Source organism: Paracoccus sulfuroxidans (assembly GCF_007830335.1).
Lineage (GTDB): Bacteria > Pseudomonadota > Alphaproteobacteria > Rhodobacterales > Rhodobacteraceae > Paracoccus > Paracoccus sulfuroxidans.
The window spans coordinates 116,421-142,064 of sequence record NZ_VLKU01000004.1; the positions used below are offsets into that span (position 1 = coordinate 116,421).

The 25,644-nt window shown below is 63.7% G+C and carries 28 protein-coding genes; all 28 read left to right on the top strand.

Annotated elements, in window-relative coordinates:
* Positions 1 to 98 precede the first annotated feature (98 nt).
* The 28 genes from uvrA (at position 99) to IQ24_RS07810 (ending at position 25,612) form a co-directional block, all read left to right on the top strand.
* The gene (gene uvrA / locus IQ24_RS07675; protein WP_145397233.1) at positions 99 to 2,957 is read left to right on the top strand and encodes an excinuclease ABC subunit UvrA; all 2,859 of its coding nucleotides are present in this window, start codon (positions 99 to 101) and stop codon (positions 2,955 to 2,957) included.
* Positions 2,954 to 3,325: a DUF4260 domain-containing protein gene (locus tag IQ24_RS07680; RefSeq protein WP_145397234.1), complete on the top strand. Its 372-nt coding sequence runs from the start codon at positions 2,954 to 2,956 to the stop codon at positions 3,323 to 3,325. Before uvrA ends, IQ24_RS07680 begins: the two co-directional genes overlap by 4 nt.
* Positions 3,326 to 3,527: 202 nt before the next feature.
* Positions 3,528 to 3,893 (top strand): NADH-quinone oxidoreductase subunit A, encoded by a 366-nt coding sequence (locus IQ24_RS07685; RefSeq protein WP_145397235.1) that lies wholly within the window; start codon positions 3,528 to 3,530, stop codon positions 3,891 to 3,893.
* Positions 3,893 to 4,417 carry a NuoB/complex I 20 kDa subunit family protein gene (locus IQ24_RS07690; RefSeq protein ID WP_145397601.1) on the top strand — a complete coding sequence of 175 codons (525 nt, stop codon included), beginning with the start codon at positions 3,893 to 3,895 and terminating at the stop codon, positions 4,415 to 4,417. The genes IQ24_RS07685 and IQ24_RS07690 overlap by 1 nt, the downstream gene beginning before the upstream one ends.
* A 3-nt stretch (positions 4,418 to 4,420) precedes the next feature.
* Positions 4,421 to 5,038 carry an NADH-quinone oxidoreductase subunit C gene (locus IQ24_RS07695; RefSeq protein ID WP_145397236.1) on the top strand — a complete coding sequence of 206 codons (618 nt, stop codon included), beginning with the start codon at positions 4,421 to 4,423 and terminating at the stop codon, positions 5,036 to 5,038.
* Positions 5,035 to 5,466 carry a thioesterase family protein gene (locus tag IQ24_RS07700; RefSeq protein WP_242007995.1) on the top strand — a complete coding sequence of 144 codons (432 nt, stop codon included), beginning with the start codon at positions 5,035 to 5,037 and terminating at the stop codon, positions 5,464 to 5,466. The genes IQ24_RS07695 and IQ24_RS07700 overlap by 4 nt, the downstream gene beginning before the upstream one ends.
* A 2-nt stretch (positions 5,467 to 5,468) precedes the next feature.
* A complete protein-coding gene (locus IQ24_RS07705; protein ID WP_145397237.1) occupies positions 5,469 to 6,707 on the top strand; it encodes an NADH-quinone oxidoreductase subunit D in 1,239 nt (412 codons plus the stop codon).
* Positions 6,707 to 6,991 carry a hypothetical protein gene (locus tag IQ24_RS07710; protein ID WP_145397238.1) on the top strand — a complete coding sequence of 95 codons (285 nt, stop codon included), beginning with the start codon at positions 6,707 to 6,709 and terminating at the stop codon, positions 6,989 to 6,991. Before IQ24_RS07705 ends, IQ24_RS07710 begins: the two co-directional genes overlap by 1 nt.
* Positions 6,991 to 7,749: an NADH-quinone oxidoreductase subunit NuoE gene (gene nuoE, locus IQ24_RS07715; RefSeq protein WP_145397239.1), complete on the top strand. Its 759-nt coding sequence runs from the start codon at positions 6,991 to 6,993 to the stop codon at positions 7,747 to 7,749. The genes IQ24_RS07710 and nuoE overlap by 1 nt, the downstream gene beginning before the upstream one ends.
* 127 nt (positions 7,750 to 7,876) lie before the next feature.
* Positions 7,877 to 8,524: a hypothetical protein gene (locus IQ24_RS07720; RefSeq protein ID WP_145397240.1), complete on the top strand. Its 648-nt coding sequence runs from the start codon at positions 7,877 to 7,879 to the stop codon at positions 8,522 to 8,524.
* Positions 8,524 to 8,772: a DUF5337 domain-containing protein gene (locus tag IQ24_RS07725; protein WP_145397241.1), complete on the top strand. Its 249-nt coding sequence runs from the start codon at positions 8,524 to 8,526 to the stop codon at positions 8,770 to 8,772. Before IQ24_RS07720 ends, IQ24_RS07725 begins: the two co-directional genes overlap by 1 nt.
* Before the next feature lie 17 nt (positions 8,773 to 8,789).
* The gene (gene nuoF / locus IQ24_RS07730) at positions 8,790 to 10,085 is read left to right on the top strand and encodes an NADH-quinone oxidoreductase subunit NuoF (RefSeq protein WP_145397242.1); all 1,296 of its coding nucleotides are present in this window, start codon (positions 8,790 to 8,792) and stop codon (positions 10,083 to 10,085) included.
* A gap of 179 nt (positions 10,086 to 10,264) precedes the next feature.
* Positions 10,265 to 10,678 (top strand): DUF5333 domain-containing protein, encoded by a 414-nt coding sequence (locus tag IQ24_RS07735; RefSeq protein ID WP_145397243.1) that lies wholly within the window; start codon positions 10,265 to 10,267, stop codon positions 10,676 to 10,678.
* Positions 10,675 to 11,220 (top strand): hypothetical protein, encoded by a 546-nt coding sequence (locus IQ24_RS07740; protein ID WP_199756517.1) that lies wholly within the window; start codon positions 10,675 to 10,677, stop codon positions 11,218 to 11,220. The genes IQ24_RS07735 and IQ24_RS07740 overlap by 4 nt, the downstream gene beginning before the upstream one ends.
* A gap of 52 nt (positions 11,221 to 11,272) precedes the next feature.
* Positions 11,273 to 13,294: an NADH-quinone oxidoreductase subunit NuoG gene (gene nuoG / locus IQ24_RS07745; RefSeq protein WP_145397244.1), complete on the top strand. Its 2,022-nt coding sequence runs from the start codon at positions 11,273 to 11,275 to the stop codon at positions 13,292 to 13,294.
* 4 nt (positions 13,295 to 13,298) lie between these two features.
* Positions 13,299 to 14,066 carry a hypothetical protein gene (locus IQ24_RS07750; RefSeq protein WP_145397245.1) on the top strand — a complete coding sequence of 256 codons (768 nt, stop codon included), beginning with the start codon at positions 13,299 to 13,301 and terminating at the stop codon, positions 14,064 to 14,066.
* Between the two features lie 18 nt (positions 14,067 to 14,084).
* A complete protein-coding gene (nuoH, locus tag IQ24_RS07755; protein WP_145397246.1) occupies positions 14,085 to 15,122 on the top strand; it encodes an NADH-quinone oxidoreductase subunit NuoH in 1,038 nt (345 codons plus the stop codon).
* Position 15,123: 1 nt separating this feature from the next.
* Complete coding sequence (locus IQ24_RS07760; RefSeq protein WP_145397247.1) at positions 15,124 to 15,306, top strand: hypothetical protein; 183 nt, start codon at positions 15,124 to 15,126, stop codon at positions 15,304 to 15,306.
* Positions 15,306 to 15,797 carry an NADH-quinone oxidoreductase subunit NuoI gene (gene nuoI, locus IQ24_RS07765; protein ID WP_145397248.1) on the top strand — a complete coding sequence of 164 codons (492 nt, stop codon included), beginning with the start codon at positions 15,306 to 15,308 and terminating at the stop codon, positions 15,795 to 15,797. The genes IQ24_RS07760 and nuoI overlap by 1 nt, the downstream gene beginning before the upstream one ends.
* Complete coding sequence (locus IQ24_RS07770; RefSeq protein WP_145397249.1) at positions 15,794 to 16,198, top strand: carboxymuconolactone decarboxylase family protein; 405 nt, start codon at positions 15,794 to 15,796, stop codon at positions 16,196 to 16,198. Before nuoI ends, IQ24_RS07770 begins: the two co-directional genes overlap by 4 nt.
* Positions 16,195 to 16,797 carry an NADH-quinone oxidoreductase subunit J gene (locus IQ24_RS07775; protein ID WP_145397250.1) on the top strand — a complete coding sequence of 201 codons (603 nt, stop codon included), beginning with the start codon at positions 16,195 to 16,197 and terminating at the stop codon, positions 16,795 to 16,797. Before IQ24_RS07770 ends, IQ24_RS07775 begins: the two co-directional genes overlap by 4 nt.
* A 101-nt stretch (positions 16,798 to 16,898) precedes the next feature.
* Positions 16,899 to 17,204 carry an NADH-quinone oxidoreductase subunit NuoK gene (nuoK, locus tag IQ24_RS07780; RefSeq protein ID WP_145397251.1) on the top strand — a complete coding sequence of 102 codons (306 nt, stop codon included), beginning with the start codon at positions 16,899 to 16,901 and terminating at the stop codon, positions 17,202 to 17,204.
* A 6-nt stretch (positions 17,205 to 17,210) separates the two neighbouring features.
* Positions 17,211 to 19,355, top strand: coding sequence for an NADH-quinone oxidoreductase subunit L (gene nuoL, locus IQ24_RS07785; protein ID WP_145397252.1), 2,145 nt, complete (start codon positions 17,211 to 17,213; stop codon positions 19,353 to 19,355).
* 1 nt (position 19,356) lies between these two features.
* Positions 19,357 to 20,904, top strand: a complete 1,548-nt coding sequence (locus tag IQ24_RS07790) for an NADH-quinone oxidoreductase subunit M (protein ID WP_145397253.1) — start codon at positions 19,357 to 19,359, stop codon at positions 20,902 to 20,904.
* A gap of 9 nt (positions 20,905 to 20,913) precedes the next feature.
* Complete coding sequence (gene nuoN / locus IQ24_RS07795) at positions 20,914 to 22,407, top strand: NADH-quinone oxidoreductase subunit NuoN (protein ID WP_145397254.1); 1,494 nt, start codon at positions 20,914 to 20,916, stop codon at positions 22,405 to 22,407.
* Positions 22,400 to 23,164, top strand: coding sequence for a biotin--[acetyl-CoA-carboxylase] ligase (locus IQ24_RS07800; protein WP_145397255.1), 765 nt, complete (start codon positions 22,400 to 22,402; stop codon positions 23,162 to 23,164). Before nuoN ends, IQ24_RS07800 begins: the two co-directional genes overlap by 8 nt.
* Positions 23,164 to 23,943 (top strand): type III pantothenate kinase, encoded by a 780-nt coding sequence (locus IQ24_RS07805; RefSeq protein ID WP_145397256.1) that lies wholly within the window; start codon positions 23,164 to 23,166, stop codon positions 23,941 to 23,943. Before IQ24_RS07800 ends, IQ24_RS07805 begins: the two co-directional genes overlap by 1 nt.
* On the top strand, positions 23,936 to 25,612 hold the full coding sequence (locus IQ24_RS07810) for a ribonuclease J (protein ID WP_145397257.1): 1,677 nt from the start codon (positions 23,936 to 23,938) through the stop codon (positions 25,610 to 25,612). Before IQ24_RS07805 ends, IQ24_RS07810 begins: the two co-directional genes overlap by 8 nt.
* Positions 25,613 to 25,644: the final 32 nt, after the last annotated feature.

A 25,644-nucleotide genomic window follows, 5' to 3' on the forward strand; every position in this document is an offset into this window, starting at 1 on the left:
AAGTGCAAGCGTGCAAATGTTCGCTGGTTGTTCTATTTGATGTTGCCATTTTCGATTCATTGCCTATCTCATGCGCTTGGCGGAATCAGGACGTGGCGATGGAACAGAAGTTCATCGAGGTTCGCGGCGCGCGCGAACATAATCTGAAGAACGTGGATATGGATATTCCGCGCGACCAGCTGGTGGTGATCACCGGGCTGTCGGGATCGGGCAAATCCAGCCTGGCCTTCGACACGATCTATGCCGAGGGTCAGCGCCGCTATGTCGAAAGCCTGTCGGCCTATGCCCGGCAGTTTCTGGACATGATGGGCAAGCCGGATGTCGACCATATCAGCGGTCTTTCTCCGGCGATTTCCATTGAGCAGAAGACGACCTCGAAGAACCCGCGCTCGACCGTGGGGACCGTGACCGAGATCTATGACTATCTGCGCCTGCTGTTTGCGCGCGCGGGTACGCCCTACAGCCCCACGACCGGCCTGCCCATCGAGGCGCAGCAGGTGCAGGACATGGTCGACCGGGTGATGGAGCTGCCCGAGGGCACGCGCGCCTATCTGCTGGCGCCCATCGTTCGCGACCGCAAGGGCGAGTACAAGAAAGAGATGCTGGAACTGCGCAAGCAGGGCTTCCAGCGCGTGAAGGTGAACGGCGAATTCCATGAGCTGGAAGAGCCGCCGACCCTCGACAAGAAATACCGCCACAATATCGACGTCGTCGTTGACCGGATCGTCGTGCGCGAAGGGATGGAGACGCGGCTGGCCGACAGTTTCCGCACCGCGCTGGATCTGGCCGATGGCATCGCCCTGCTGGAGACCGCGCCCGCCGAGGGCGAGCCCGAGCGCATCACCTTCAGCGAGAATTTCGCCTGTCCCGTCAGCGGCTTCACCATTCCGGAAATCGAGCCGCGGCTGTTTTCCTTCAACGCGCCCTTCGGGGCCTGTCCGGTCTGTGACGGGCTGGGGGTTGAACTGTTCTTCGACGAACGGCTGGTCGTGCCCGATTCCGCGCTGTCGATTGCGCAGGGCGCGCTGGCCCCATGGGCCAAGTCGAAATCGGCCTATCTGACCCAGACGATCAACGCTCTGGCCAAGCATTATGGCTTCGACAAGAAGACCCCGTGGAAGAACCTGCCCGAAAGCGTGCGCGAGGTGTTTCTGCGCGGCTCGGGCAAGGATGAGATCCCGTTCCGCTTCGACGATGCGGGCCGGATCTATGAAATCACCCGCACCTTCGAAGGCGTCATCCCGAATATGGAGCGTCGGCTGCGCGAAAGCGACAGCGCCTGGGTGCGCGAGGAATTCGAGAAATATCAGAACAACCGCCCCTGTGGCGCCTGCGCGGGCTATCGCCTCAAGCCCGAGGCGCTGGCCGTCAAGATCGCGATGAACCACATCGGCGAGGTCACGCAGCTTTCCATCCACGAGGCGCTGGCCTGGATCGAGGATGCGCCCAACCATCTGACGAAGCAGAAGAACGAAATCGCCGTCGCCATCCTGAAGGAAATCCGCGAGCGGCTGGGTTTTCTGGTCAATGTCGGTCTGGATTATCTGACGCTTTCGCGCGCGGCGGGCACGCTGTCGGGCGGGGAAAGCCAGCGGATCCGGCTGGCCAGCCAGATCGGCTCGGGGCTGACGGGCGTTCTTTACGTGCTGGACGAGCCCTCGATCGGCCTGCACCAGCGCGACAACGACCGCCTGCTGGCGACGCTGAAAGGGCTGCGCGATCAGGGCAACTCGGTCGTTGTGGTCGAGCATGATGAGGATGCCATCCGCCACGCCGACTATGTCTTCGACATGGGCCCGGGCGCGGGCGTGCATGGCGGTCAGGTGGTGGCCAAGGGCACCCCGGCCGAGATTGCGGCGGATCCCGTCAGCCTGACCGGGCAGTATCTGTCGGGGGCGCGGGAAATCTCGGTCCCGGCCGAGCGGCGCAAGGGCAATGGCAAATCCGTGACCGTGGTCGGCGCGACCGGCAACAACCTCAAGGATGTCACCGTCCAGTTCCCGCTGGGCAAGTTCGTCTGCGTGACCGGCGTTTCGGGCGGCGGCAAGTCGACCCTGACCATCGAGACGCTGTTCAAGACCGCCTCGATGCGGCTCAATGGCGCGCGCCAGACCCCGGCCCCCTGCGAGACGATCAAGGGGCTGGAGCTGCTGGACAAGGTCATCGACATCGACCAGCGGCCCATCGGGCGCACGCCGCGTTCGAACCCCGCAACCTATACCGGGGCCTTCACGCCGATTCGCGACTGGTTCGCCGGTCTGCCCGAGGCGAAGGCGCGCGGCTACAAGCCCGGGCGCTTCAGCTTCAACGTCAAGGGCGGCCGCTGCGAGGCCTGTCAGGGCGACGGCGTCATCAAGATCGAGATGCACTTCCTGCCCGACGTCTATGTCGAATGTGAGACCTGCAAGGGCAAGCGCTACAACCGCGAGACGCTGGAGGTGCAGTTCAAGGGCAAATCCATCGCCGACGTGCTGGACATGACGGTCGAGGACGCGCAGGAGTTCTTCAAGGCCGTCCCCTCGATCCGCGAGAAAATGGACGCGCTGGTCGAGGTGGGTCTGGGCTATATCAAGGTCGGCCAGCAGGCCACGACGCTGTCGGGCGGCGAGGCGCAGCGGGTGAAGCTGTCGAAGGAGCTCTCGCGCCGGGCGACCGGCAAGACGCTGTATATCCTTGATGAGCCGACCACAGGCCTGCATTTCGAGGATGTCCGCAAGCTGTTGGAAGTGCTGCATTCTCTGGTCGAGCAGGGCAACACCGTGGTGGTGATCGAGCATAACCTCGACGTCATCAAGACCGCCGACTGGATCATCGACATCGGCCCGGAAGGCGGTGACGGCGGTGGTCGCATCGTGGCCGAGGGCACGCCCGAGCATGTGGCGGGGATCGCGGAAAGCCACACGGGGCGCTATCTGGACCCGATGCTGCAGGCCGCAGCCCAGCGGGCCGCGGAATGACCGCGGTCGAGTGGCAGCGGCTCGAGGGGCTGGGGATCGGGCTGTTCGGCCTGGTCGCCGGCTATCTGGTGATGCCGGAATGGTCGCTTTGGGTCTGGCCGGTTCTGCTGCTGTGGCCTGATGTCGCAATGCTGGGCTATCTGGCTGGTCCCCGCGTGGGGGCCGCCGCCTATAACGTCGCGCATCTCTATGCGCTGCCGCTGTTGCTGTTCGCCTTGGGCGTCCTCACCGGCATGCTGGGGCTTTCGGCCATCGGCGCGCTTTGGCTGGCGCATATTGGCGTCGATCGCGCCTGCGGCTTCGGGCTGAAAGAGCCCACCGGTTTTCAGGACACGCATCTGGGTCGCATCGGCAAATCTGGACAATAGTCCATTTTCATCCCGAATTCGTCTGGGGCCCAGCCGGGCAGGGCTTTGGGCTGTCTTCGCACGTGTCTCTGCGCGGCCACCATGGCACGATATCGCACCCTGCCACCGTTGACCCTGACGGCGGGCGGGGATAAACGGGCGAAAGCCAAACCCATCGCGGGACGCCACACGGGTTCCTGCGGTTGAGAGGGAGCCCAAATCCGTGGAATACCTGCTGAATGAATATCTGCCCGTCCTGGTGTTTCTGGGAATGGCGTCAGCATTGGCGATCATTCTGATTCTGGCCGCCGTCATCATCGCCGTGCGCAACCCCGACCCCGAAAAGGTCAGCGCCTATGAATGCGGGTTCAACGCTTTCGACGACGCGCGGATGAAGTTTGACGTCCGGTTCTACCTTGTCGCGATCCTGTTCATCATCTTCGACCTTGAAGTCGTCTTCCTGTTCCCCTGGGCCGTGGGCTTCAGCGGGCTGAGCGATGTGGCCTTCTGGTCGATGATGGTCTTCCTGGGTGTGCTGACGGTGGGCTTTGCCTATGAATGGAAGAAGGGGGCGCTCGAATGGGCGTGATGACGGGAGCCAATACGGCTGGCCCTGACCGTGAAGTCGCCACGGCCGAGCTGAACCGCGAGCTGCAGGACAAGGGCTTCCTGCTGACCACGACCGAGGACCTGATCCACTGGGCGCGCAACGGCTCGCTGCACTGGATGACCTTCGGTCTGGCCTGCTGCGCGGTCGAGATGATGCAGGCTTCGATGCCGCGCTATGACCTTGAACGCTTCGGGACCGCGCCGCGCGCCTCTCCGCGCCAGTCGGACCTGATGATCGTCGCGGGCACGCTGACCAACAAAATGGCCCCTGCGCTGCGCAAGGTCTACGACCAGATGCCCGAGCCGCGCTATGTGATCTCGATGGGCAGCTGCGCCAATGGCGGTGGCTATTACCATTACTCGTATTCGGTGGTGCGCGGCTGTGACCGCATCGTGCCCGTGGACATCTATGTCCCCGGCTGCCCCCCGACCGCCGAGGCGCTGCTTTACGGCATCCTGCAACTTCAGCGCCGCATCCGGCGCACCGGCACGCTGGTGAGGTGACCCATGGCTGATCTTGAGGCCCTGGCCGAACTTGGTGAACGCATCGCGGCGGCCCGCGCGAATGAGGTCGTCTCGACCGAGATCGCCAATGGCGAGCTGACGGTGCAGGCGACGCTGTCGGGCATCATCGGGCTGCTGGATTTCCTGCGCGCCGATCAGGCCTGCCGCTTCTCGACCCTGATCGACATCACGGCGGTCGACAACCCGGCCCGTCCGGCGCGCTTCGATCTGGTCTATCACATGCTGTCGATGTACCAGAACCAGCGCATCCGCGTGAAGGTTCAGGTCCGCGAGGACGAGTTGGTCCCCAGCCTGACCCCGGTCTTTGCCGGTGCCAACTGGTACGAGCGTGAGATCTTCGACATGTTCGGGATCATGTTCACCGGCCACCCCGACCTGCGCCGCATCCTGACCGACTATGGTTTCCGGGGCTATCCGCTGCGCAAGGACTTCCCGACCACCGGCTATGTCGAGGTGCGCTGGAACGATGACGACATGCGCGTCGTCTATGAGCCGGTGAACCTGGTTCAGGAATACCGGCAGTTCGACTTTCTGTCGCCCTGGGAAGGCGCGAAATACGTGCTTCCGGGAGACGAGAAGGCACCGGAGGCGCCGAAGTGAAACTCGGACTGAAGCCAGGCGACCGCGCCCAGCATCAGATGCAGGTCCTGCCCTCGCATCTGGTGCCTGCGCTTTTTGCGGAAGCCAACGCTTTCCCCGACATGCCAAAGGTCTTTGCCACCGCCCAGATGATCGGGCTGATGGAATGGGCCTGCGTCGAACAGCTTCGCCCCTTCTATGACGTGGGTGAAGATTCGGTCGGGATTCATGTCGATGTGGACCATTCGGCCCCGACGCTGCCCGGCCAGACCGTCACGGTCGAAACAGAGGTGGAAGAGGTCGATGGCCGCTTCGTCTGGTTCCGCGTGCTCGCGCATGACGGGATCGATCAGATCGGGGCAGGACGCCACCGCCGTGCGGTGATCGACAGCGCGAAATTCAACGAACGGCTGGAGGCCAAGCGCGCCGCAGCCGGGCTGGAGGGATGACCATGGACGGCGACATCCGCAAGAACACCTATGACGACGGCTCGGTGGACGCCCTGACGGGTGAACAGAGCATCCGCAACTTCAACATCAACTTCGGCCCCCAGCACCCGGCCGCGCACGGCGTGCTGCGCATGGTGCTGGAGCTGGATGGCGAGGTCGTCGAACGCGCCGACCCGCATATCGGCCTGCTGCATCGCGGCACCGAGAAGCTGATGGAAAGCCGCACCTATCTGCAGAACCTGCCTTATCTGGACCGTCTCGATTACGTGGCGCCGATGAACCAGGAACATGCCTGGTGTCTGGCGATCGAGCGTCTGACCAACACGACCATCCCGCGCCGCGCCAGCCTGATCCGCGTGCTTTACTCGGAAATCGGGCGGATTCTGAACCACCTGATGGGCCTGACGACCGGGGCTCTGGACATCGGGGCGCTGACCCCGCCGCTCTGGGGGTTCGAGGCGCGCGAGCAACTGATGGTCTTCTATGAGCGTGCCTGCGGTGCGCGCCTGCACGCGGCCTATTTCCGTCCGGGCGGCGTCCATCAGGACCTGCCTCCGGATCTGATCGACGATATCGAGGAATGGTGCGAGCATTTCCCGAAGCTGGTCGATGACCTTGACACCCTGCTGACCGAAAACCGGATCTTCAAGCAGCGTCTGGTCGACATCGGCATCGTGACCGAGCAGGACTGCCTTGATTGGGGCTACACCGGCGTCATGGTTCGCGGCTCGGGGCTGGCATGGGACCTGCGTCGTGCGCAGCCCTATGAATGCTATGACGAATTCGACTTCCAGATCCCGGTCGGCAAGAACGGCGACTGCTATGATCGCTTCCTGTGCCGCATGGCCGAGATGCGCGAGTCGACCAAGATCATGCAGCAGGCCTGCCAGAAACTGCGCGCGGAACCTGCGGGCGACGTGCTGGCGCGCGGCAAGCTGACGCCCCCCCGGCGCGGCGAGATGAAGCGCGACATGGAAAGCTTGATCCACCACTTCAAGCTTTACACCGAAGGCTTCAAGGTCCCGGCGGGAGAGGTCTATGCCGCCGTCGAGGCCCCCAAGGGCGAATTCGGCGTCTATATGGTCTCGGACGGCACCAACAAGCCGTGGCGCGCCAAGCTGCGTGCACCGGGCTTTGCGCATCTGCAGTCGATCGACTGGATGACGCGCGGGCATATGCTGGCCGACGTGCCGGCGGTCATCGCGACGCTGGATATCGTGTTCGGAGAGGTCGACCGCTGATGCAGGTGACCCCGCTTCTGATCGCCACGGGCGCTTCGATCCTGACCCTGTCGGGATCTTTGGCCATGGCGGCGACGGGGGCGGATGTCCGGCAGGCGCAGCTGATCAAGGCGCTTGAGAAGAACGGCTGCCGCATGACCGAAGAGACCGCAGAAAAGGCTCTGCCCCCGCTGGGCTTCACGAAAGACGAAACGCGCGCGATCGTCGATCTGATGGAGGCCGCAGGGCTGGCCAATGTTGATGAATCGGGATCGCTGATCCTCATGACGGAGAATTGTCGCTGATGTTGCGTCGCCTTTCCCCCATCCAGCCGGATTCGTTCGAATTCACGCCCGCGAACCTTGAATGGGCGCAGGCGCAGACGACGAAATTCCCGGAAGGCCGCCAGCAGTCGGCGATCATTCCGGTGCTGTGGCGCGCGCAGGAGCAGGAGGGCTGGCTGAGCCGTCCCGCCATCGAATATTGCGCGACGCTGCTGGGCATGCCCTATATCCGCGCGCTGGAAGTGGCGACCTTCTACTTCATGTTCCAGCTTTATCCGGTGGGCAATGTCGCCAACATCCAGATCTGCGGCACGACGACCTGCATGATCTGCGGGGCCGAGGATCTGATCCGCGTCTGCAAGGAAAAGATCGCGCCCACGCCGCATACGCTGTCGGCTGACGGCCGCTTCTCGTGGGAAGAGGTCGAATGTCTGGGCGCCTGCACCAACGCGCCGATGATCCAGATCGGCAAGGATTTCTATGAAGACCTGACGGCCGAGAAGCTGGCGCAGCTGATCGACGCCTTCGCGGCTGGCGAAGTGCCGGTGCCGGGTCCGCAGAATGGCCGCTATTCCTCGGAAGCTCTGGGCGGTCCGACCGCGCTCACCGAGCTGAAGGGGCAGGGCGATCAGCACAATGCCAGCGTGGCGCGCGCCGTCGCGCTGCAAGAGACGATCAAGCGCATCGACGGAACGGAAGTGCCGATCCTGACCCCCTGGCTGAAGGGGCGCGGCACGGAGGTTTCGCCGGAAGCGGAAAAGGATGGTATCAAGGGCTGAGGACCCGCCGCAGCATTCGCAGAGGATGAACGTAAGCATGCCCGAGACGGATTGTAGACGAAATTGCTGGATCTCCGCCGCGATTGGCGGGGTCATTGTCTTGCTTTTCAAATCCGGCATTGGCGACATGCACTGGCTTGCCGGCGCGTTTGTCGGGCTGATCGCCTTCCTGCTGCTGGGCGGGTTGCTGACCTGGCTGGTCTGTGACGGGCGGCAAGCGCCGTTCGAGCCTCGGATCAAGGCCGTGCCGCCTGCACCCGCGCCGCAAGCGCCGCTGCCCGCGCGCGGCACCATCGATGTCGAGAATACGGCGCAGATGCCGATCATGGCGGGGGCCACGCCGCAGGCGGTCGCCGCCGCGCATGTGACGGCTCCGGCAGTTTCGGCCCCGGCTCCGGTGGCTGCGCCCGAGCCGCGCAAGGCCGAAAAGAAGACGAAGGCCGAAAAGGCCGCGAAAAAGGCGGCCAAGGCCGAGAAGCCCGCCAAGGACAAGCCTGCCAAGGACAAGTCCGGCAAGAAGAAGGCCGCAAAGGCGCTGCTGGACCAGCCGCGCGGCGGTCAGGCGGACGACCTCAAGGTGATCAAGGGCGTGGGGCCCAAGATCGAGGTCTGGCTGAACGAAAACGGGATCTGGCACTTTGACCAGATCGCTGCTTGGGACGCGAAGGATGTGGCGTCCTATATGGACCGGATGGGCCGCATGGGGACGCGGATCGAGTCGGATGAATGGGTGGCGCAGGCCAGGGCGCTGGCTGCGACGGGCAAGGTCTATTGATGGCCCGGCCCGATTCAGATAGCCCCCGGGCCAGGTCGCAGGCCGCCGAAACCGCGCAGATGCGGATGGTGGCGGTGGTGATCGCGGTCACGATGGTGGCCTGGTTGGGATTTCAATGGCTTGGCGGCCACTATGGGCTGCCCGCCAAATACGCCTTTCTTGCCGATCTTCTGGCAATCGGGGCAATGATCTGGTCGCTTGTGGTGACCTGGCGGATCTGGCGACGGCGCAACGCGCCCTCGCGGTGACAAGGATGATGACGTAGATGCTGAACGATCAGGACCGGATCTTTACGAACCTTTACGGGATGGGCGATCGCAGCCTCGCAGGCGCGAAGAAGCGCGGCTGCTGGGACGGCACCGCCGAGATCATCGCGCGGGGCCGTGACAAGATCGTCGAGGAGATGAAGGCCTCGGGTCTGCGCGGCCGGGGCGGCGCGGGCTTCCCGACGGGTCTCAAATGGTCCTTCATGCCGAAGGAATCCGATGGCCGCCCGGCCTATCTGGTCATCAACGCCGACGAATCCGAGCCCGCGACCTGCAAGGACCGCGAGATCATGCGTCACGATCCGCACACGCTGATCGAGGGCGCGCTGATCGCCAGCTTCGCCATGGGCGCGAACACCAGCTATATCTATATCCGCGGCGAATTCATCCGCGAGCGGGAGGCCCTGCAGGCCGCCATCGACGAATGCTATGACGCGGGGCTTCTGGGCCGGAACGCGGCGGGCTCGGGCTGGGATTTCGACCTGTTCCTCAGCCATGGCGCGGGCGCCTATATCTGCGGCGAGGAAACCGCGCTGCTGGAAAGCCTTGAGGGCAAGAAGGGCATGCCGCGCATGAAGCCGCCGTTCCCGGCAGGCGCGGGCCTTTACGGCTGCCCGACCACCGTGAACAACGTCGAATCCATCGCCGTCGTCCCCACCATCCTGCGTCGCGGCCCCGAGTGGTTCGCCTCGTTCGGGCGTCCGAACAACGCCGGTCTGAAGCTTTACGGCCTGACCGGGCACGTCAACACGCCCTGCGTCGTCGAAGAGACCATGTCGATCCCCATGCGCGAGCTGATCGAGCGTCACGGTGGCGGCGTGCGCGGCGGCTGGAAGAACCTCAAGGCCGTCATCCCCGGCGGCGCGTCCTGCCCGGTGCTGACCGCCGAGCAATGCGAAAACGCCATCATGGACTATGACGGCATGCGCGAACTGCGCTCGTCCTTCGGGACGGCCTGCATGATCGTGATGGATCAGGACACCGACATCATCAAGGCGATCTGGCGTCTGGCGGCCTTCTTCAAGCATGAAAGCTGCGGCCAGTGCACGCCCTGCCGCGAAGGCACGGGCTGGATGATGCGCGTGATGGAGCGTCTGGTGAAGGGCGAGGCCGAGGTCGAGGAAATCGACATGCTGTTCGACGTTACCAAACAGGTCGAAGGCCATACGATCTGCGCGTTGGGCGATGCGGCGGCATGGCCGATCCAGGGCCTGATCCGCAACTTCCGCGAAGAAATCGAAGACCGCATCAAGGCCAAGCGCACCGGGCGCATGGGCGCGATGGCGGCGGAGTAACAGGGATGTTCGCAGGGCATCAGGACAGGACAGCGAAAGGGCGCACCGCAACCGGTGCGCTGACTGCTGCTGGCCGGATGCCGGTTGCGGACGCTCGGGCCCGCTCACCCTTCCGTGTCGGGCATGCCGCCCTGCCGCGTGTTATGACGTCAGTTCGTAACATGAAGGAGGCGAACGCCATGAAACTTCTGAAGACGCTGACCGCTGCGGCACTGGCCGCTGTGACGCTGGGCACGGTCCCCGCATTCGCGCTGGAGCCGCTGGCTCAGGAAAAATACATCAACGACCGGCTGATCGGGGCGCGGATCGCGGACCGGGTGCGGCGCGAATGCCCCTCGCTCGACGCGCGGATCTTCTATGCCTACAGCCAGGCACGCGCGCTGAAGCGCTATGCCCGTGACAAGGGCTATTCCGAGGCGCAGATCGAGGCGTTCCTCGACGACCGTCAGGAAAAGGCCCGCATCTATGCCGTGGCGGAGGATTATCTGACCCGCAAGGGCGCGACCAAGGGCAATGCCGAAAGCTATTGCGCGGTCGGTCGTCAGGAAATTCAGAACAGGACGATCATCGGATCGCTGCTGGTGGCAAGATGAGAAAAGTCGTCAATTACATCGGACTGGGCCTGATGGCGGCGGCCGCCGCGGCGATGATCGCAGGCGACGCCTTCGCGGGCGAGACCTCGTCGCCGCTGCAGCCCACGGCCGAGAAGTTCTATCTTGATTTCGACATGCTGGCTCCGGCGGCGCTCAGCTGCGACGCGACGGGGCCGGGCGTTCGGACGAAAGCCACCCGCGACATCGCCGGCAAGCCCGTGCTGCGGGTGACCGGCAATGCGGCGCAGGCGCAGATCTCCTGCGCGCTGCCCGATGGCACACGGTTCAGCACGGATGTGAACCGCGACCCGAGGCTCTACAACACCATGTATCCGACCTATGCGACCGTGACCTTCCAGCGCGGCGCCGATCGGATGACCACCGTTCTGCGGCAGAATGACCGCATCAAGGATGTCCGGCACGGCTCGTTCCTGCGGGTTGCGCAGGGCAGTGGCGCGGATGGATGGGACAGTTCCCTGACTTCGCTGGGCGGAAAGACTGAAGGGGGCACGAAAGACGCCCCGGTTCTGATCGGCGACTAGAATTGCGGCGCGACCGGGATGGCGCGCGGTACGAGAAAACGAAGGTGACGTGATGGCAGATCTGCGCAAGATCAAGATCGATGACAAGGTGATCGAGGTCGATCCCAACCTGACCCTGATCCAGGCTTGCGAGCAGGCGGGCATCGAGGTGCCGCGCTTCTGCTATCACGAGCGCCTGTCGATTGCGGGCAACTGCCGCATGTGTCTGGTCGAAGTCGTGGGCGGCCCGCCGAAGCCCGCCGCCTCCTGCGCGATGCAGGTCAAGGACCTGCGTCCGGGGCCGGAAGGCGCGCCTTCGGAAATCCGCACCAACTCGCCCATGGTCCGCAAGGCCCGCGAAGGCGTGATGGAATTCCTGCTGATCAACCACCCGCTGGATTGCCCGATTTGCGACCAGGGCGGCGAATGTGACCTGCAGGATCAGGCCATGGCCTACGGCGTCGATTTCAGCCGCTACCGCGAGCCGAAACGCGCGACCGAGGACCTGAACCTTGGACCGCTGGTCGAAACGCACATGACCCGCTGCATTTCCTGCACCCGCTGCGTGCGCTTCACGACCGAGGTCGCGGGCATCACCCAGATGGGCCAGACCGGGCGCGGCGAAGACAGCGAGATCACCAGCTATCTGAACGAGACGCTGAACTCGAACATGCAGGGCAATATCATCGATCTCTGCCCGGTGGGCGCGCTGGTCTCGAAGCCCTATGCCTTCACCGCCCGCCCGTGGGAGCTGACCAAGACCGAGACGATCGACGTCATGGACGCGCTTGGCAGCAACATCCGGGTCGACACCAAGGGCCGCGAAGTCATGCGCATCCTGCCGCGCAACAATGACGGCGTGAACGAGGAATGGATCAACGACAAGACCCGTTTCGTCTGGGACGGGCTGCGTCGCCAGCGCCTTGACCGCCCCTATATCCGCCAGAACGGCAAGCTGCGCCCGGCCTCGTGGCCCGAGGCGCTGGAGACCGTCGCCCGCGCGATGAAGGGCCGCAAGGTCGCCGGTCTGATCGGCGATCTGGTCCCGGTCGAGGCGGCGTTCAGCCTCAAGCAGCTGATCGAAGGTCTGGGCGGCACGGTCGAATGCCGCACCGATGGTGCGCGCCTGCCTGCCGGGAACCGTTCGGCCTATGTCGGCAATGCGACCATCGCGGACATTGACACGGCCGAGATGATCCAGCTGATCGGCACCAATCCCCGCGATGAGGCCCCGGTGCTGAACTCGCGCCTCCGCCGTGCCTGGGCGCGCGGCGCGCAGATCGGGCTGATCGGCGAGCCGGTCGACCTGACCTATGACTACGCCCATGTCGGCAATGACCGGGCGGCGCTGGAGAAGCTTTCCTCGCTGGAGATCGGCGAGGCCACGCGCGCCAAGCCGACGCTGATCATTCTGGGGCAGGGTGCCATCCGCGAAGCCGATGGCGAAGCGGTGCTGGCCCATGCGATGAAGCTGGCCGAGAACTCGAATTCCAAGCTCCTGATCCTGCACACCGCCGCATCCCGCGTGGGCGCGATGGATGTGGGCGCGGTGACCGAGGGTGGGCTGACCGCCGCCATCGAGGGGGCCGAGGTGATCTATAACCTTGGCGCCGATGAGGTCGAGATCGCGCCGGGTGCCTTCGTCGTCTATCAGGGCAGCCACGGCGACCGGGGCGCGCATCGCGCCGACGTCATCCTGCCGGGCGCTTGCTATACCGAGGAAAGCGGCCTGTTCGTGAACACCGAGGGCCGTCCTCAGCTGGCGCTGCGCGCGAATTTCGCGCCGGGCGAGGGCAAGGAAAACTGGGCGATCCTGCGGGCGCTTTCGGCGGAACTGGGCAAGACCCAGCCCTGGGACAATATGGCCGGTCTGCGCCGCAAGCTGGTCGAGGCCGTGCCGCATCTGGCGCAACTGGACCGCGTGCCCGACAACGCCTGGCAGCCGCTGACCCGCTTTGATCTGGGGCAGGCGGGCTTCCGCTATGCGATCACGGACTTCTACCTGACCAACCCCATCGCACGCTCGTCGCCCCTGATGGGGGAATTGTCGGCCATGGCTGCGGCGCGTCTGGCGCCCCCCCTTGCTGCGGAGTGACCTTATGCGTCGGATCACCGGACTTCTGCTTGGATGCGCGGCGCTGACGGCCCTTGTGGCCTGCGGCGACAAGGACAACGGACGCCCCAAAGCCAAGCCGGACGAGCTGGCGACCAGCGTCGTGCAAAGCGACGCGGGCTCGCCCGACAAGAACGTGCTGACGCGGGCGCGGATATCGACCAAGTCGGGGGACATCCTGATCCTCGAGCCGGATGGCACGGTGACCGAAATGAAGCTCGACTCACCCGAGGGCCGCGACGCCTTCGCCGTGACCGAGGCCGATCTGATGGCGCTGAACGCGAACCTGGGGCTGGACCTGTCGGGGATCCCCGACATGGGACCGGTCGCCGCACGCCAGCCCACCGCGCAAGAGCGTGCGCTGGAAGATTTCTCGCGCCGGACCCGGCCGATGCGGCTGAACCTGCCCGCGACATTCGAGGTCAACCCCGAGGATTTCAAGGGCGTCAGCGTTAACAACCTGTCGGAAGGCCGTCGGGGCGCGGGCAAGCTGGTCGAGGTGCAGGCAAACCTGCGCCGTGGGGTGGACGCCGACACGGCGTTTGCCTATGCCTCATGCGCGCTTGCCACTTGGGCGGAATCGAACGGGACCCATTATGCCCGTCACATCCGCACGCTACAGGACAAGAAAAACGGCGAGCTGATCGTCGGCGCGGTCTTTACCTTGTCGGAAAAAAAGCCGATGGGCCTGACCGTGATGACAACGAAAGACACCTTGCAGGAATGCAAGACGCGCGGCATTCCCGCGACGTGACGAGAGGGATAGAAGATCATGGCTGAATTCTGGGCCTCACCCCTTGGCTTTGCGATCATCATGCTTTTGCAGGGGCTCGCGGTCATTGCCTTCGTCATGGGCTCGCTGATCTTCATGGTCTACGGCGACCGCAAGATCTGGGCCGCCGTCCAGATGCGCCGGGGCCCGAACGTCGTCGGTCCCTGGGGGCTTCTGCAGACCTTCGCGGATGCGCTGAAATATGTGCTGAAGGAAATCGTCATCCCGGCGGGGGCGGACAAGTTTGTCTATTTCCTCGCCCCGTTCCTGTCGATGATGCTGGCGCTGTTTGCCTTCGTGGCCGTGCCCTTCGATTCCGGCTGGGTGATGGCGAACCTCAACGTCGGCATCCTGTTCATCTTCGCCGCCTCTTCGCTTGAGGTCTATGGCGTGATCATGGGCGGCTGGGCGTCGAACTCGAAATACCCGTTCCTTTCGTCTATCCGGGCGGCGGCGCAGATGATCTCCTATGAGGTCTCGATGGGCCTCATCATCATCGGCATCATCATCTCGACCGGCTCGATGAACCTGACCGCCATTGTCGAGGCGCAGCGCGGCGCTTACGGCCTGCTGAACTGGTACTGGCTGCCGCACCTGCCGATGGTCGTGCTGTTCTTCGTCTCGGCGCTGGCTGAAACCAACCGCCCGCCCTTCGACCTTGCCGAGGCTGAATCGGAACTGGTCGCGGGCTTCATGACCGAATATTCCTCGACGCCGTATCTTCTGTTCATGGCGGGCGAATATATCGCCATCTATCTGATGTGCGCGCTGCTCTCGATCCTGTTCTTCGGGGGCTGGCTGTCGCCGGTTCCGTTCATCGCTGACGGCTGGTGGTGGATGGTCATCAAGATGTGGTTCTGGTTCTTCATGTTCTCGATGGTGAAGGCGATCGTGCCGCGCTATCGCTATGACCAGCTGATGCGGATCGGCTGGAAGGTGTTCCTGCCCCTGTCGCTGGCATGGGTCGTGATCGTCGCCTTCCTTGCCCGTTACGAAGTTCTGGGCGGCCTCTGGGCACGCTGGTCGATCGGAGGGTAGGATGCAGTCCAACAAGCTAGCCGCGGCACTTGCCGAAGCCAGTGAGACCGACAAGGTGGAACTGGCCCATTTCCTGGCCAACAATCTGGATACGGCGGAACATGCGCATGACAGCGCGCGTGTCCGCGAATATGTCGCCGCGTTCGACCGGTTCGCGGCACCCAAGCAAGGGGAACGCTTCTGATGGCCTTCGATCTCGCGCGGGCGACCAAATATTTCTTCATGTGGGATTTCATCAAGGGCTTTGGCCTTGGGATGCGCTATTTCGTCTCGCCCAAGCCGACGCTGAACTATCCGCATGAAAAAGGCCCGCTTTCGCCGCGCTTCCGCGGAGAGCACGCCCTGCGCCGCTATCCCAACGGCGAGGAACGCTGCATCGCCTGCAAACTCTGCGAGGCGGTCTGCCCGGCCCAGGCCATCACCATCGACGCCGAACCGCGCGAGGACGGCTCGCGCCGCACGACGCGCTATGACATCGACATGACCAAATGCATCTTCTGCGGCTTCTGCCAGGAAGCCTGCCCGGTCGATGCCATCGTCGAGGGCCCGAACTTCGAATATGCGACCGAGACCCGCGAAGAGCTGTTCTATGACAAGCACAAGCTGCTGGCGAACGGGGATCGCTGGGAAGCCGAGATTGCCCGCAACCTCTCGATGGACGCGCCGTACAGATGACCGATCCCTTCACCAAGCTTTTCTCGCAGATGATCGCCTCGGGGCAGGAGATGGCGCGTACGCTGAATCCTGCGCTGGAAAACTTCGACACCCGCGCCTTCGAAAAGCTGGTGCCGACCATGCCTGCCGAAATGCTCGAAATGTGGTTCGGCAAGACCTTCAACCGCGAAGGGCTTGACGCCAAGACGCGGCTTCTGCTGACCGTCGGCGCGATCACCGTGCAGGGCGCGCTGGCCGAGCCGCAGTTGCGCCTGACCATTCGCCACGCGCTGGAGGCCGGTGCCACCAAGCGCGAGATTGCCGAGACGATCTTCCAGATGAGCATGTTCGCCGGGCTGCCCGCCATGCAAAAGGCGCTGGAAATCGCCCAGAGCGTCTATTCCGAGGAGAACGAGGAATGATGACCTTCGCCTTCTACCTGTTTGCGGTCTGTGCCTGCGTCGCGGGCTTCATGGTCGTCATCGGGCGAAATCCGGTCCATTCGGTGCTTTGGCTGATCCTGACCTTCATGGCCTCGGCGGGCCTCTTCGTGCTGCAGGGCGCGGAATTCGTCGCGATGCTGCTGATCGTCGTCTATGTCGGCGCGGTCGCGGTGCTGTTCCTGTTCGTCGTGATGATGCTGGATGTCGATTTCGCCAAGCTGAAGGGTGAGCTTGCACGCTACCTTCCGCTGGGCCTGATCATCGGGCTGGTGCTGCTGGCGCAGCTGGGCGTCGTGTTCTCGGGCTGGAACTCGGCCGAGACCGCCGAGGCGGCGCGCGCCGCGCCCATCATGGACGGCGTTCACAACACGCTGGGCCTCAGCCAGCTGATCTATGACCGCTATGTGCTGGCCTTCCAGCTTGCCGGTCTGGTGCTGCTGGTCGCGATGATCGGTGCGATCGTGCTGACCATGCGTCACCGCAAGGACATCAAACGCCAGAACGTGCTGCAGCAGATGTGGCGCGACCCGGCCAAGACCATGGAAATGAAGGACGTCAAGCCCGGCCAGGGCTTGTGAACGCGGGCCGCTGGATCGCAATAGCCATCGGGATCGCCGTCGCGGTCCTTGTAGCGAACGGAATTTTCAACGGGTGAACGAACCCGGAGGGACGAAAGACGATGATCGGATTGACACATTATCTGGTGGTGGGGGCAATATTGTTCGTCACCGGCATTTTCGGGATCTTCGTGAACCGAAAGAACGTCATCGTCATCCTGATGTCGATCGAACTGATGCTGCTGGCGGTGAACATCAACTTCGTCGCATTCTCGGCGCATCTGGGTGATCTGACGGGTCAGGTCTTCACCATGTTCGTCCTGACGGTCGCCGCCGCCGAGGCCGCCATCGGTCTGGCCATTCTGGTCGTCTTCTTCCGCAACCGCGGCACCATCGAGGTGGAAGACGTCAACGTGATGAAGGGATAAGCGAAAATGGAAAAGTTCATCCTGTTCGCTCCCCTCGTCGGGTCGCTGATTGCGGGCTTCGGCTGGCGCATCATCGGCGAGAAGGGCGCGCAATACCTGACCACCGGCATCCTGTTCGTCGCGGCCATCCTGTCCTGGGTCATCTTCCTGAACTTCGACGGCACCACCCGGCACATTCCGGTGCTGGACTGGATCGTCTCGGGCGATCTACACACCGAATGGGCGATCCGGCTGGACCGGCTGACGGCGATCATGCTGATCGTGGTCAACACGGTCTCGGCGCTCGTGCACATGTACTCGATGGGGTATATGGCGCATGACGACAACTTCACTCATGACGAGCATTACAAGGCGCGTTTCTTCGCCTATCTGTCGTTCTTCACCTTCTCGATGCTGATGCTGGTGACAGCCGACAACCTGCTGCAGATGTTCTTCGGCTGGGAAGGCGTGGGCGTCGCGTCCTATCTGCTGATCGGCTTCTACTTCAAGAAGCAGTCGGCGGGCGCGGCCTCGATGAAGGCCTTCATTGTCAACCGCGTCGGTGACTTCGGCTTCCTGCTGGGCATCTTCGGGCTGTACTGGCTGACCGGCTCGGTCAAGTTCGACGCAATCTTCGCGCAGGTCCCCGAGATTGCGCAGACCAACCTGCATTTCCTGTGGCGTGACTGGAACGCGGCGAACCTTCTGGGCTTCCTGCTGTTCGTCGGCGCGATGGGCAAATCGGCGCAGCTGTTCCTGCACACCTGGCTTCCGGACGCGATGGAAGGCCCGACCCCGGTGTCGGCGCTGATCCACGCGGCAACCATGGTGACGGCGGGCGTGTTCCTCGTCTGCCGCATGTCGCCGCTTTACGAATTCGCCGATACCGCGCGCCATTTCATCGTCATCGTCGGTGCGACCACCGCCTTCTTCGCCGCGACCGTCGGTCTGGTGCAGAACGACATCAAGCGCGTCATCGCCTATTCGACCTGTTCGCAGCTGGGCTATATGTTCGTCGCTGCAGGCGTCGGCGTCTATTCGGTCGCCATGTTCCACCTGCTGACGCATGCCTTCTTCAAGGCCATGCTGTTCCTGGGCGCCGGTTCGGTCATCCATGCAATGCATCACGAGCAGGACCTGCGGAACTATGGCGGGCTGCGCAAGAAGATCCCGCTGACCTTCTGGGCCATGCTGATTGGCACGCTGGCGATCACCGGCGTCGGCATTCCGCTGACCACGATCGGCTTTGCGGGCTTCCTCTCCAAGGACGCCGTCATCGAAAGCGCCTGGGTCGGCAGCAGCTATGCCTTCTGGCTTCTGGTCGTCGCGGCCTGCTTCACCAGCTTCTACAGCTGGCGGCTGATGTTCATGACCTTCTGGGGCACGCCGCGCGGCGATCACCATGCGCATGAGCATGCGCATGAAAGCCCGCCCGTGATGACGATCCCGCTGGCCGTGCTGGCCGTTGGCGCGATCTTCTCGGGCATGGTCTTCTACAAGCCCTTCTTCGGCGACCACGACCGGGTGAATGCGTTCTTCGCCATCCCCGGCCATGCGAGCGTCGAAGGACATGGTGAGGCCGCTGCGACCCATGCCGAGGATGCCGCACCCGGCACCGAGGCCGCCGCCACTGAGACGACCGAAACTGCGACGGCTGATACCGCGACCGAGGCTCCGGCCGAAGGCGAGGCCGAGCATGCCGCCGTGGACGTTCCCGCCCCTGTGGGTGGTGCGATCTACATGCACCCTGACAACCACGTGATGGATGAGGCGCACCACGCGCCGAAATGGGTCAAGATCTCGCCCTTCATCGCGATGCTTCTGGGACTGCTCGTCGCCTGGCTCTTCTATATCCGCAATCCGGCATGGCCGGGCGCTCTGGCGCGCCAGCAGCGGGGGCTCTACCAGTTCCTGCTGAACAAATGGTACTTCGACGAGATCTATGACTTCATCTTCGTCCGTCCGGCGCTGTGGCTTGGCCGCGTGCTGTGGAAGGACGGCGATGGCAAGATCATCGACGGCACCATCAACGGCATTGCCATGGGGCTGATCCCCCGCCTGACGCGGGCCGCTGGCCGGATCCAGTCCGGTTATCTTTTCCACTACGCCTTCGCGATGGTTCTGGGCATCGTGGGCTTCCTGATCTGGGTGATGCTGCGGGGCGCGCACTGATATGACGAACCTTCTTTCAATCATCACCTTCCTGCCGATCGTCGCCGCAGGCATCATGGCCGTGTTCCTGCGCGGCCAGGACGAGGCGGCGGCGCGCAACGCCAAATGGCTGGCGCTGATCGCCACCACGGCGACCTTCGTGATCTCGCTGTTTGTGCTCTTCGGCTTTGACCCCGCCAACACCGGGTTCCAGTTCGTCGAAGATCGCGAATGGATCATGGGCCTGAAATACAAGATGGGCGTGGACGGGATTTCGATCCTGTTCGTGCTGCTGACCACCTTCATGATGCCGCTGACGATCCTTTCGACCTGGACGGTCGAGACGAAGGTCAAGGAATACATGATCGCCTTCCTGGTGCTGGAAGGGCTGATGATCGGCGTGTTCACCGCGCTGGATTTGGTGCTGTTCTATCTGTTCTTCGAGGCCGGGCTGATCCCGATGTTCCTGATCATCGGGATCTGGGGCGGCAAGGACCGCATCTATGCGTCCTTCAAATTCTTCCTCTACACCTTCCTCGGCTCGGTCCTGATGCTTGTGGCGATGGTCGCGATGTACCGCATGTCGGGCACGACCGATATCGTCACGCTGCTGACCTTCGACTTCCCGTCCGAGACCTATCGCCTGCTGGGCGTCACGGTGCTGGGCGGCACGCAGATGCTGCTGTTCCTGGCTTTCTTTGCCAGCTTCGCGGTGAAGATGCCGATGTGGCCGGTCCACACCTGGTTGCCCGATGCGCACGTTCAGGCGCCGACGGCGGGCTCGGTCCTGCTGGCAGCGGTGCTGCTGAAGATGGGCGGCTACGGCTTCCTGCGCTTCTCGCTGCCGATGTTCCCGGTCGCGTCCGAGATCATGACGCCCGTCATCTTCTGGATGTCGGCCATCGCTATCGTCTACACCTCGCTGGTGGCGCTGGTGCAGACCGACATGAAGAAGGTCATCGCCTATTCCTCGGTCGCGCATATGGGTTACGTGACCATGGGGATCTTCACGACGAACCAGATTGGCGTCGACGGGGCGATCTTCCAGATGCTGTCGCACGGCTTCATCTCGGGCGCGCTGTTCCTGTGCGTCGGCGTGATCTATGACCGCATGCACACGCGCGAGATCGACGCCTATGGTGGTCTGGTGAACCGGATGCCCGCTTACGCGGCGGTTTTCCTGTTCTTCACCATGGCGAACGTGGGCCTGCCGGGCACCTCGGGCTTCGTGGGCGAATTCATGACGCTGATGGGCGTTTTCCGCGAAAACACCTGGGTTGCGCTGTTCGCGACGACGGGCGTCATCTTCTCGGCGGCCTATGCGCTGTGGCTTTATCGCCGCGTGACGCTGGGCCAGCTGATCAAGGAAAGCCTGAAGTCGATCACCGACATGACCCCGCGCGAGCGCTGGATCTTTGCCCCACTGGTTGCGATGACCCTGATCCTGGGCGTATACCCGCGGCTTGTCACCGATGTCACCGGACCGACGGTGGCCGCGCTGAACAATCACTATCACCAAAGCCAGCCCGAGGCACCCGCTGCCGACGCGCCGGCCGAAGCCAGCCACTAGGGGGCAGCTATGACCTCGCTCGATTTCTCGATCATTCTGCCCGAGGCGGTCCTGGCCGGCTATGCATTGCTTGCACTGCTGGCGGGCGCCTATTTCGGCAAGGATGCGCTGGCAAGGACGCTGCTCTGGGCCACCGTCGCAGTGATGCTGCTGGTGGCGGCCATGGTGGGGCTGTCGGATGGCGGTGACGCCGCCGCCTTCCACGACATGTTCCTTGACGACGCCTTCGCACGCTTTGCCAAGGTGGTGATCCTGGCCGGTGCCGCCGCCGTCATGGCGATGAGCGCGGATTACATGTACCGCCGCAACCTGCTGCGGTTCGAGTTCCCGATCCTCGTCGCGCTGGCAGTGGTCGGCATGATGGTCATGGTCTCGTCGGGCGATCTGCTGACGCTATACCTGGGGCTTGAGCTGCAATCGCTGGCGCTTTACGTCGTCGCCGCGATGCGTCGCGACAGCGCGCGCTCCTCCGAGGCGGGGCTGAAGTATTTCGTGCTGGGCTCGCTGTCCTCGGGTCTGCTGCTTTATGGCGCGACGCTGGTCTATGGCTTCTCGGGCAGCACCAATTTCCACGCCATCATTGCCAGCATCGAAAGCGGCAACCTGACGATGGGCGTGCTGTTCGGTCTGGTCTTCATGCTGGTGGGCCTTGCGTTCAAGGTTTCGGCGGTGCCGTTCCACATGTGGACGCCCGACGTCTATGAGGGCTCGCCCACGCCGGTCACCGCCTTCTTTGCGACCGCCCCCAAGGTGGCCGCCATGGCGCTGATCGCACGGCTGGCCTTCGAGGCTTTCGGCCATGTCATCAGCGACTGGAGCCAGATCGTCGCGGCCATGGCCGTCATGTCGATGTTCCTGGGCTCGATCGCCGGTATCGGCCAGCGCGACATCAAGCGCCTGATGGCCTATTCCTCGATCGCGCATATGGGCTTTGCCCTGATGGGTCTGGCCGCCGGAACGCAGCTGGGCGTGCAGTCGATGCTGCTTTACATGACCATCTATACGATCATGAACGTCGGCACCTTCGCCTTCATCCTGTCGCTGGAGCGTGACGGCGTGCCGGTCACCGACATGGCCTCGCTGCACCGCTTTGCCTGGGCGCATCCGACGAAGGCGATGGCGATGCTGGTGCTGCTCTTCAGCCTTGCAGGCGTGCCGCCGACGCTGGGCTTCTTTGCCAAATTCGGCGTGCTCTCGGCTGCGGTCGATGCCGGGCTGGGCTGGCTGGCGGTGCTGGGCGTGATCGCCTCGGTCATCGGCGCGTTCTACTACCTGCGCATCGTCTATTACATGTACTTCGGTGATGAGGGCGCGCGCGTCGACAGCCGCATGGGTCCGGTCCAGTATCTCGCCCTGCTGGTTCCGGCCGTGGCCATGGTTCTGGGCGCGGTCAGCATGCTGGGCGTCGACAATGCGGCGGCCCGCGCGGCGGGTGCCCTGACCAACACGGCCGAGCAATCGGTTCCGGCCTCGCAGCCGACCGAGTCGCAGCCCGTTGAGTGACACCTGGCCCGCAGGGGTCGCGCGCCATGTGCTGGCGCGCACCGACAGCACCAATGCCGAGGCGCTGAGACTGGCGCCCGGCCTTGTCGGCCCTGCCTGGGTGATGACCCATGATCAGGTCTCGGGGCGGGGACGTCGCGGGCGCAACTGGGCGATGCCGCGCGGTAATTTCGCGGGCTCTCTGGTGCAGCGGTTCGAACGCTGCGCGGCTGAGGCGGCGCAACTGTCCTTCGTGGCGGCACTGGCACTCTATGACGCGCTGGCGGATGCCTGCGGACCCGCCGCCCGGCTGGCGATCAAATGGCCGAATGACGTGCTGCTGAACGGCGGCAAGGTCGCCGGGATCCTGCTGGAAAGCGGGGGCAGCGCGCAGTCCTCATTGACGGTGGTGGTGGGCATTGGCGTCAATCTGGCCGCCGTGCCCGAGGCCGCGCTGTTGGAGACGCGGGCCGTTCCCCCGGTTTCGGTTCTGGGGGAGACCGGCCATACCGTCTCGCCGGACGATTTTCTGGACTTGCTGGCCGCGGCCTTCGCGCAATGGCAGCAGCAGTTCGACACCTACGGCTTCACGCCGATCCGCAACGCCTGGCTGGCCCGCGCCGCCCGTCTGGGTGAAACCATCATCGCCCGCGTGGGCCTTGATGAGCATGAGGGCGTTTTCGAGGGCATCGACGACAGCGGCGCGCTGATCCTGCAATCGGCCTCGGGACGTCGGGTCATTCCCGCGGCAGACGTCTTTTTCGGCAAGGAGGGCTGATGCTTCTTTGTATCGATACCGGCAATACCAACACGATGTTCTCGATCTGGGATGGCACTGCGTTCATCGCGCATTGGCGCATCGCCACCGATCACCGGCGCACGGCGGATGAGTATTTCGTCTGGCTGTCCTCGCTGATCGCGCTGAACAAGCTGTCGACCGATATCGATTCCTGCATCATCAGCTCGACCGCGCCGCGCGTGGTCTTCAACCTTCGGGTGCTGTGCAACCGCTATTTCGACACGCGCCCGCTGGTCGTCGGCAAGCCTGACTGCCTGCTGCCCGTCGCGCCCCGTGTGGATGAGGGGACCGTGGTCGGCCCCGACCGTCTGGTGAACGCGGTCGGCGCCTATGACCGCCACGGGCCGGACCTGATCGTCGTCGATTTCGGCACCGCCACCACCTTCGACGTGATCGACACGGATGGCGCCTATGTCGGCGGCGTGATTGCGCCGGGCGTGAACCTCAGCCTTGAGGCGCTGCATATGGGCGCGGCCAGCCTGCCGCATGTCGATGTCACCATGCCGACGAAAGTGATCGGCACGAATACGGTCGCCTGCATCCAGTCCGGTATCTTCTGGGGCTACATCGGTCTTTCCGAGGGGATCGTCAGCAAGATCCGGCAGGAACGGGACCGCAAGATGAAGGTGATCGCAACCGGCGGCCTTGCGCCGCTGTTCGATCAGGGATTTGATCTGTTTGACGCGATTGAAGATGACCTGACCATGCACGGTCTGCGTCTTATCTATGAATACAACAAGGAGATGGGCAATGCCTGAACGCCTGATCTATCTGCCGCTCGGCGGCGCGGGCGAGATAGGCATGAATGCCTATGTCTACGGATACGGAGAACCGGGGAAAGAGCGTCTGATCGTCGTCGATCTGGGCGTGACCTTCGGGGATATGGACAGCGCGCCCGGGATCGACCTGATCATGCCCGACGTGGCCTGGCTGGAACAGAACCGTGACCGGATCGAGGCGGTCTTCATCACCCACGCGCATGAGGATCACATCGGTGGCCTTGGCTATCTGTGGCCGCGCATCCAGAAGCCGGTGCATTGCCGCAAGTTCACCGGCGCGCTTGGCCGGTTGAAGATGGAAGAGCTGGGCCTTTCCACCGACGCGATCAAGATCCACGAGCCCCGCCCCGCCGTCATCGAGGTGGGGCCCTTCAAGGTCCAGTTCGTGCCGCTGAGCCACTCGATCCCCGAAAGCTCGGCGCTGATCATCGACACGCCTGCGGGCCGCATCGTGCATACCGGCGATTTCAAGCTGGACGGCACGCCCATCGTCGGCGAGCCCTTCGACCCCATCGCCTGGCACGAGATCGCGCATGAGGAGCAGGGCATCAAGGTGCTGGTCTGCGACTCTACCAATATCTTCTCGCCCAATCCCGGCCGGTCCGAGGCGATGCTGGCCAACCCGCTGCTGGATTTCATCACCCAGCAGAAGCAACTGGTCGTCGCCACCACCTTCGCCAGCAACGTCGCCCGTCTGAAGACACTGGCCGAGGCGGGCGTGGCGGCGGGTCGCAAGATCTGTCTGCTGGGCCGCGCCATGCGCCGCATGGTGACGGTCGCGAATGAGACGGGCGTTCTGACGAATTTCCCGGGCGTCATCAGCCCCGAGGATGCGTCGGAACTGCCGCGCGACAAGGTGTTGCTGATCGTCACCGGCTCTCAGGGCGAACGCCGCGCCGCCAGCGCGCAGCTGTCGCGGGGCCGCTATCTGGGGCTTGAGCTGAAAGAGGGGGACAGCTTCCTTTTCAGCTCCAGCACGATCCCCGGCAATGAGCGCGGCGTCATCCGCATCATGAACGCGCTCAGCGTCAAGGGCGTCGATGTCTATGACACGACGGACGGGTTCTATCACGTCTCGGGCCACGCCAACCGCCCGGATATCGAGGCCGTGCACGAGCTGCTGAAGCCGCAGATCGTCATCCCCATGCATGGCGAGCATATGCACCTGCGCGAACACGCCAAGCTGGCCGAGGCGCGCGGCATCACCTCGGTGGTCGCGACCAATGGCAGCGTGCTGGACCTGACCGGCGACAAGCCGCGCGTGGTCGACCAGATCGACACCGGGCGTCTGTATCTGGACGGCAATGCGCTGATCGGCGCGATGGACGGGGTCGTGCGCGATCGCATCCGCATGGCGCTGAACGGGCATGCGATGGTCTCGGTCATCATCGACGAAGAGGACAACGCCCTTCCCGATGCCTGGGTCGAGACCATGGGTCTGCCCGAGCGGGGCCGGGCAGGTGTGCCGCTGGTTCGCCATATCGAGGAAGAGCTGGCCGAGTTCCTGGAACGCGCCGATGACCGCACCGTCCAAAGCGACGAGCGCATGGAAGAGGCGATCCGCAAAATCACCCGGCAGGTGACGATGGAAGAAATCGGCAAGAAACCCGAGGTCAGCGTCATCATCAGCCGTCTCGCGGCCGAGTAAATCTTGACCTTTGCTCATGCGCCGGGCAAAGC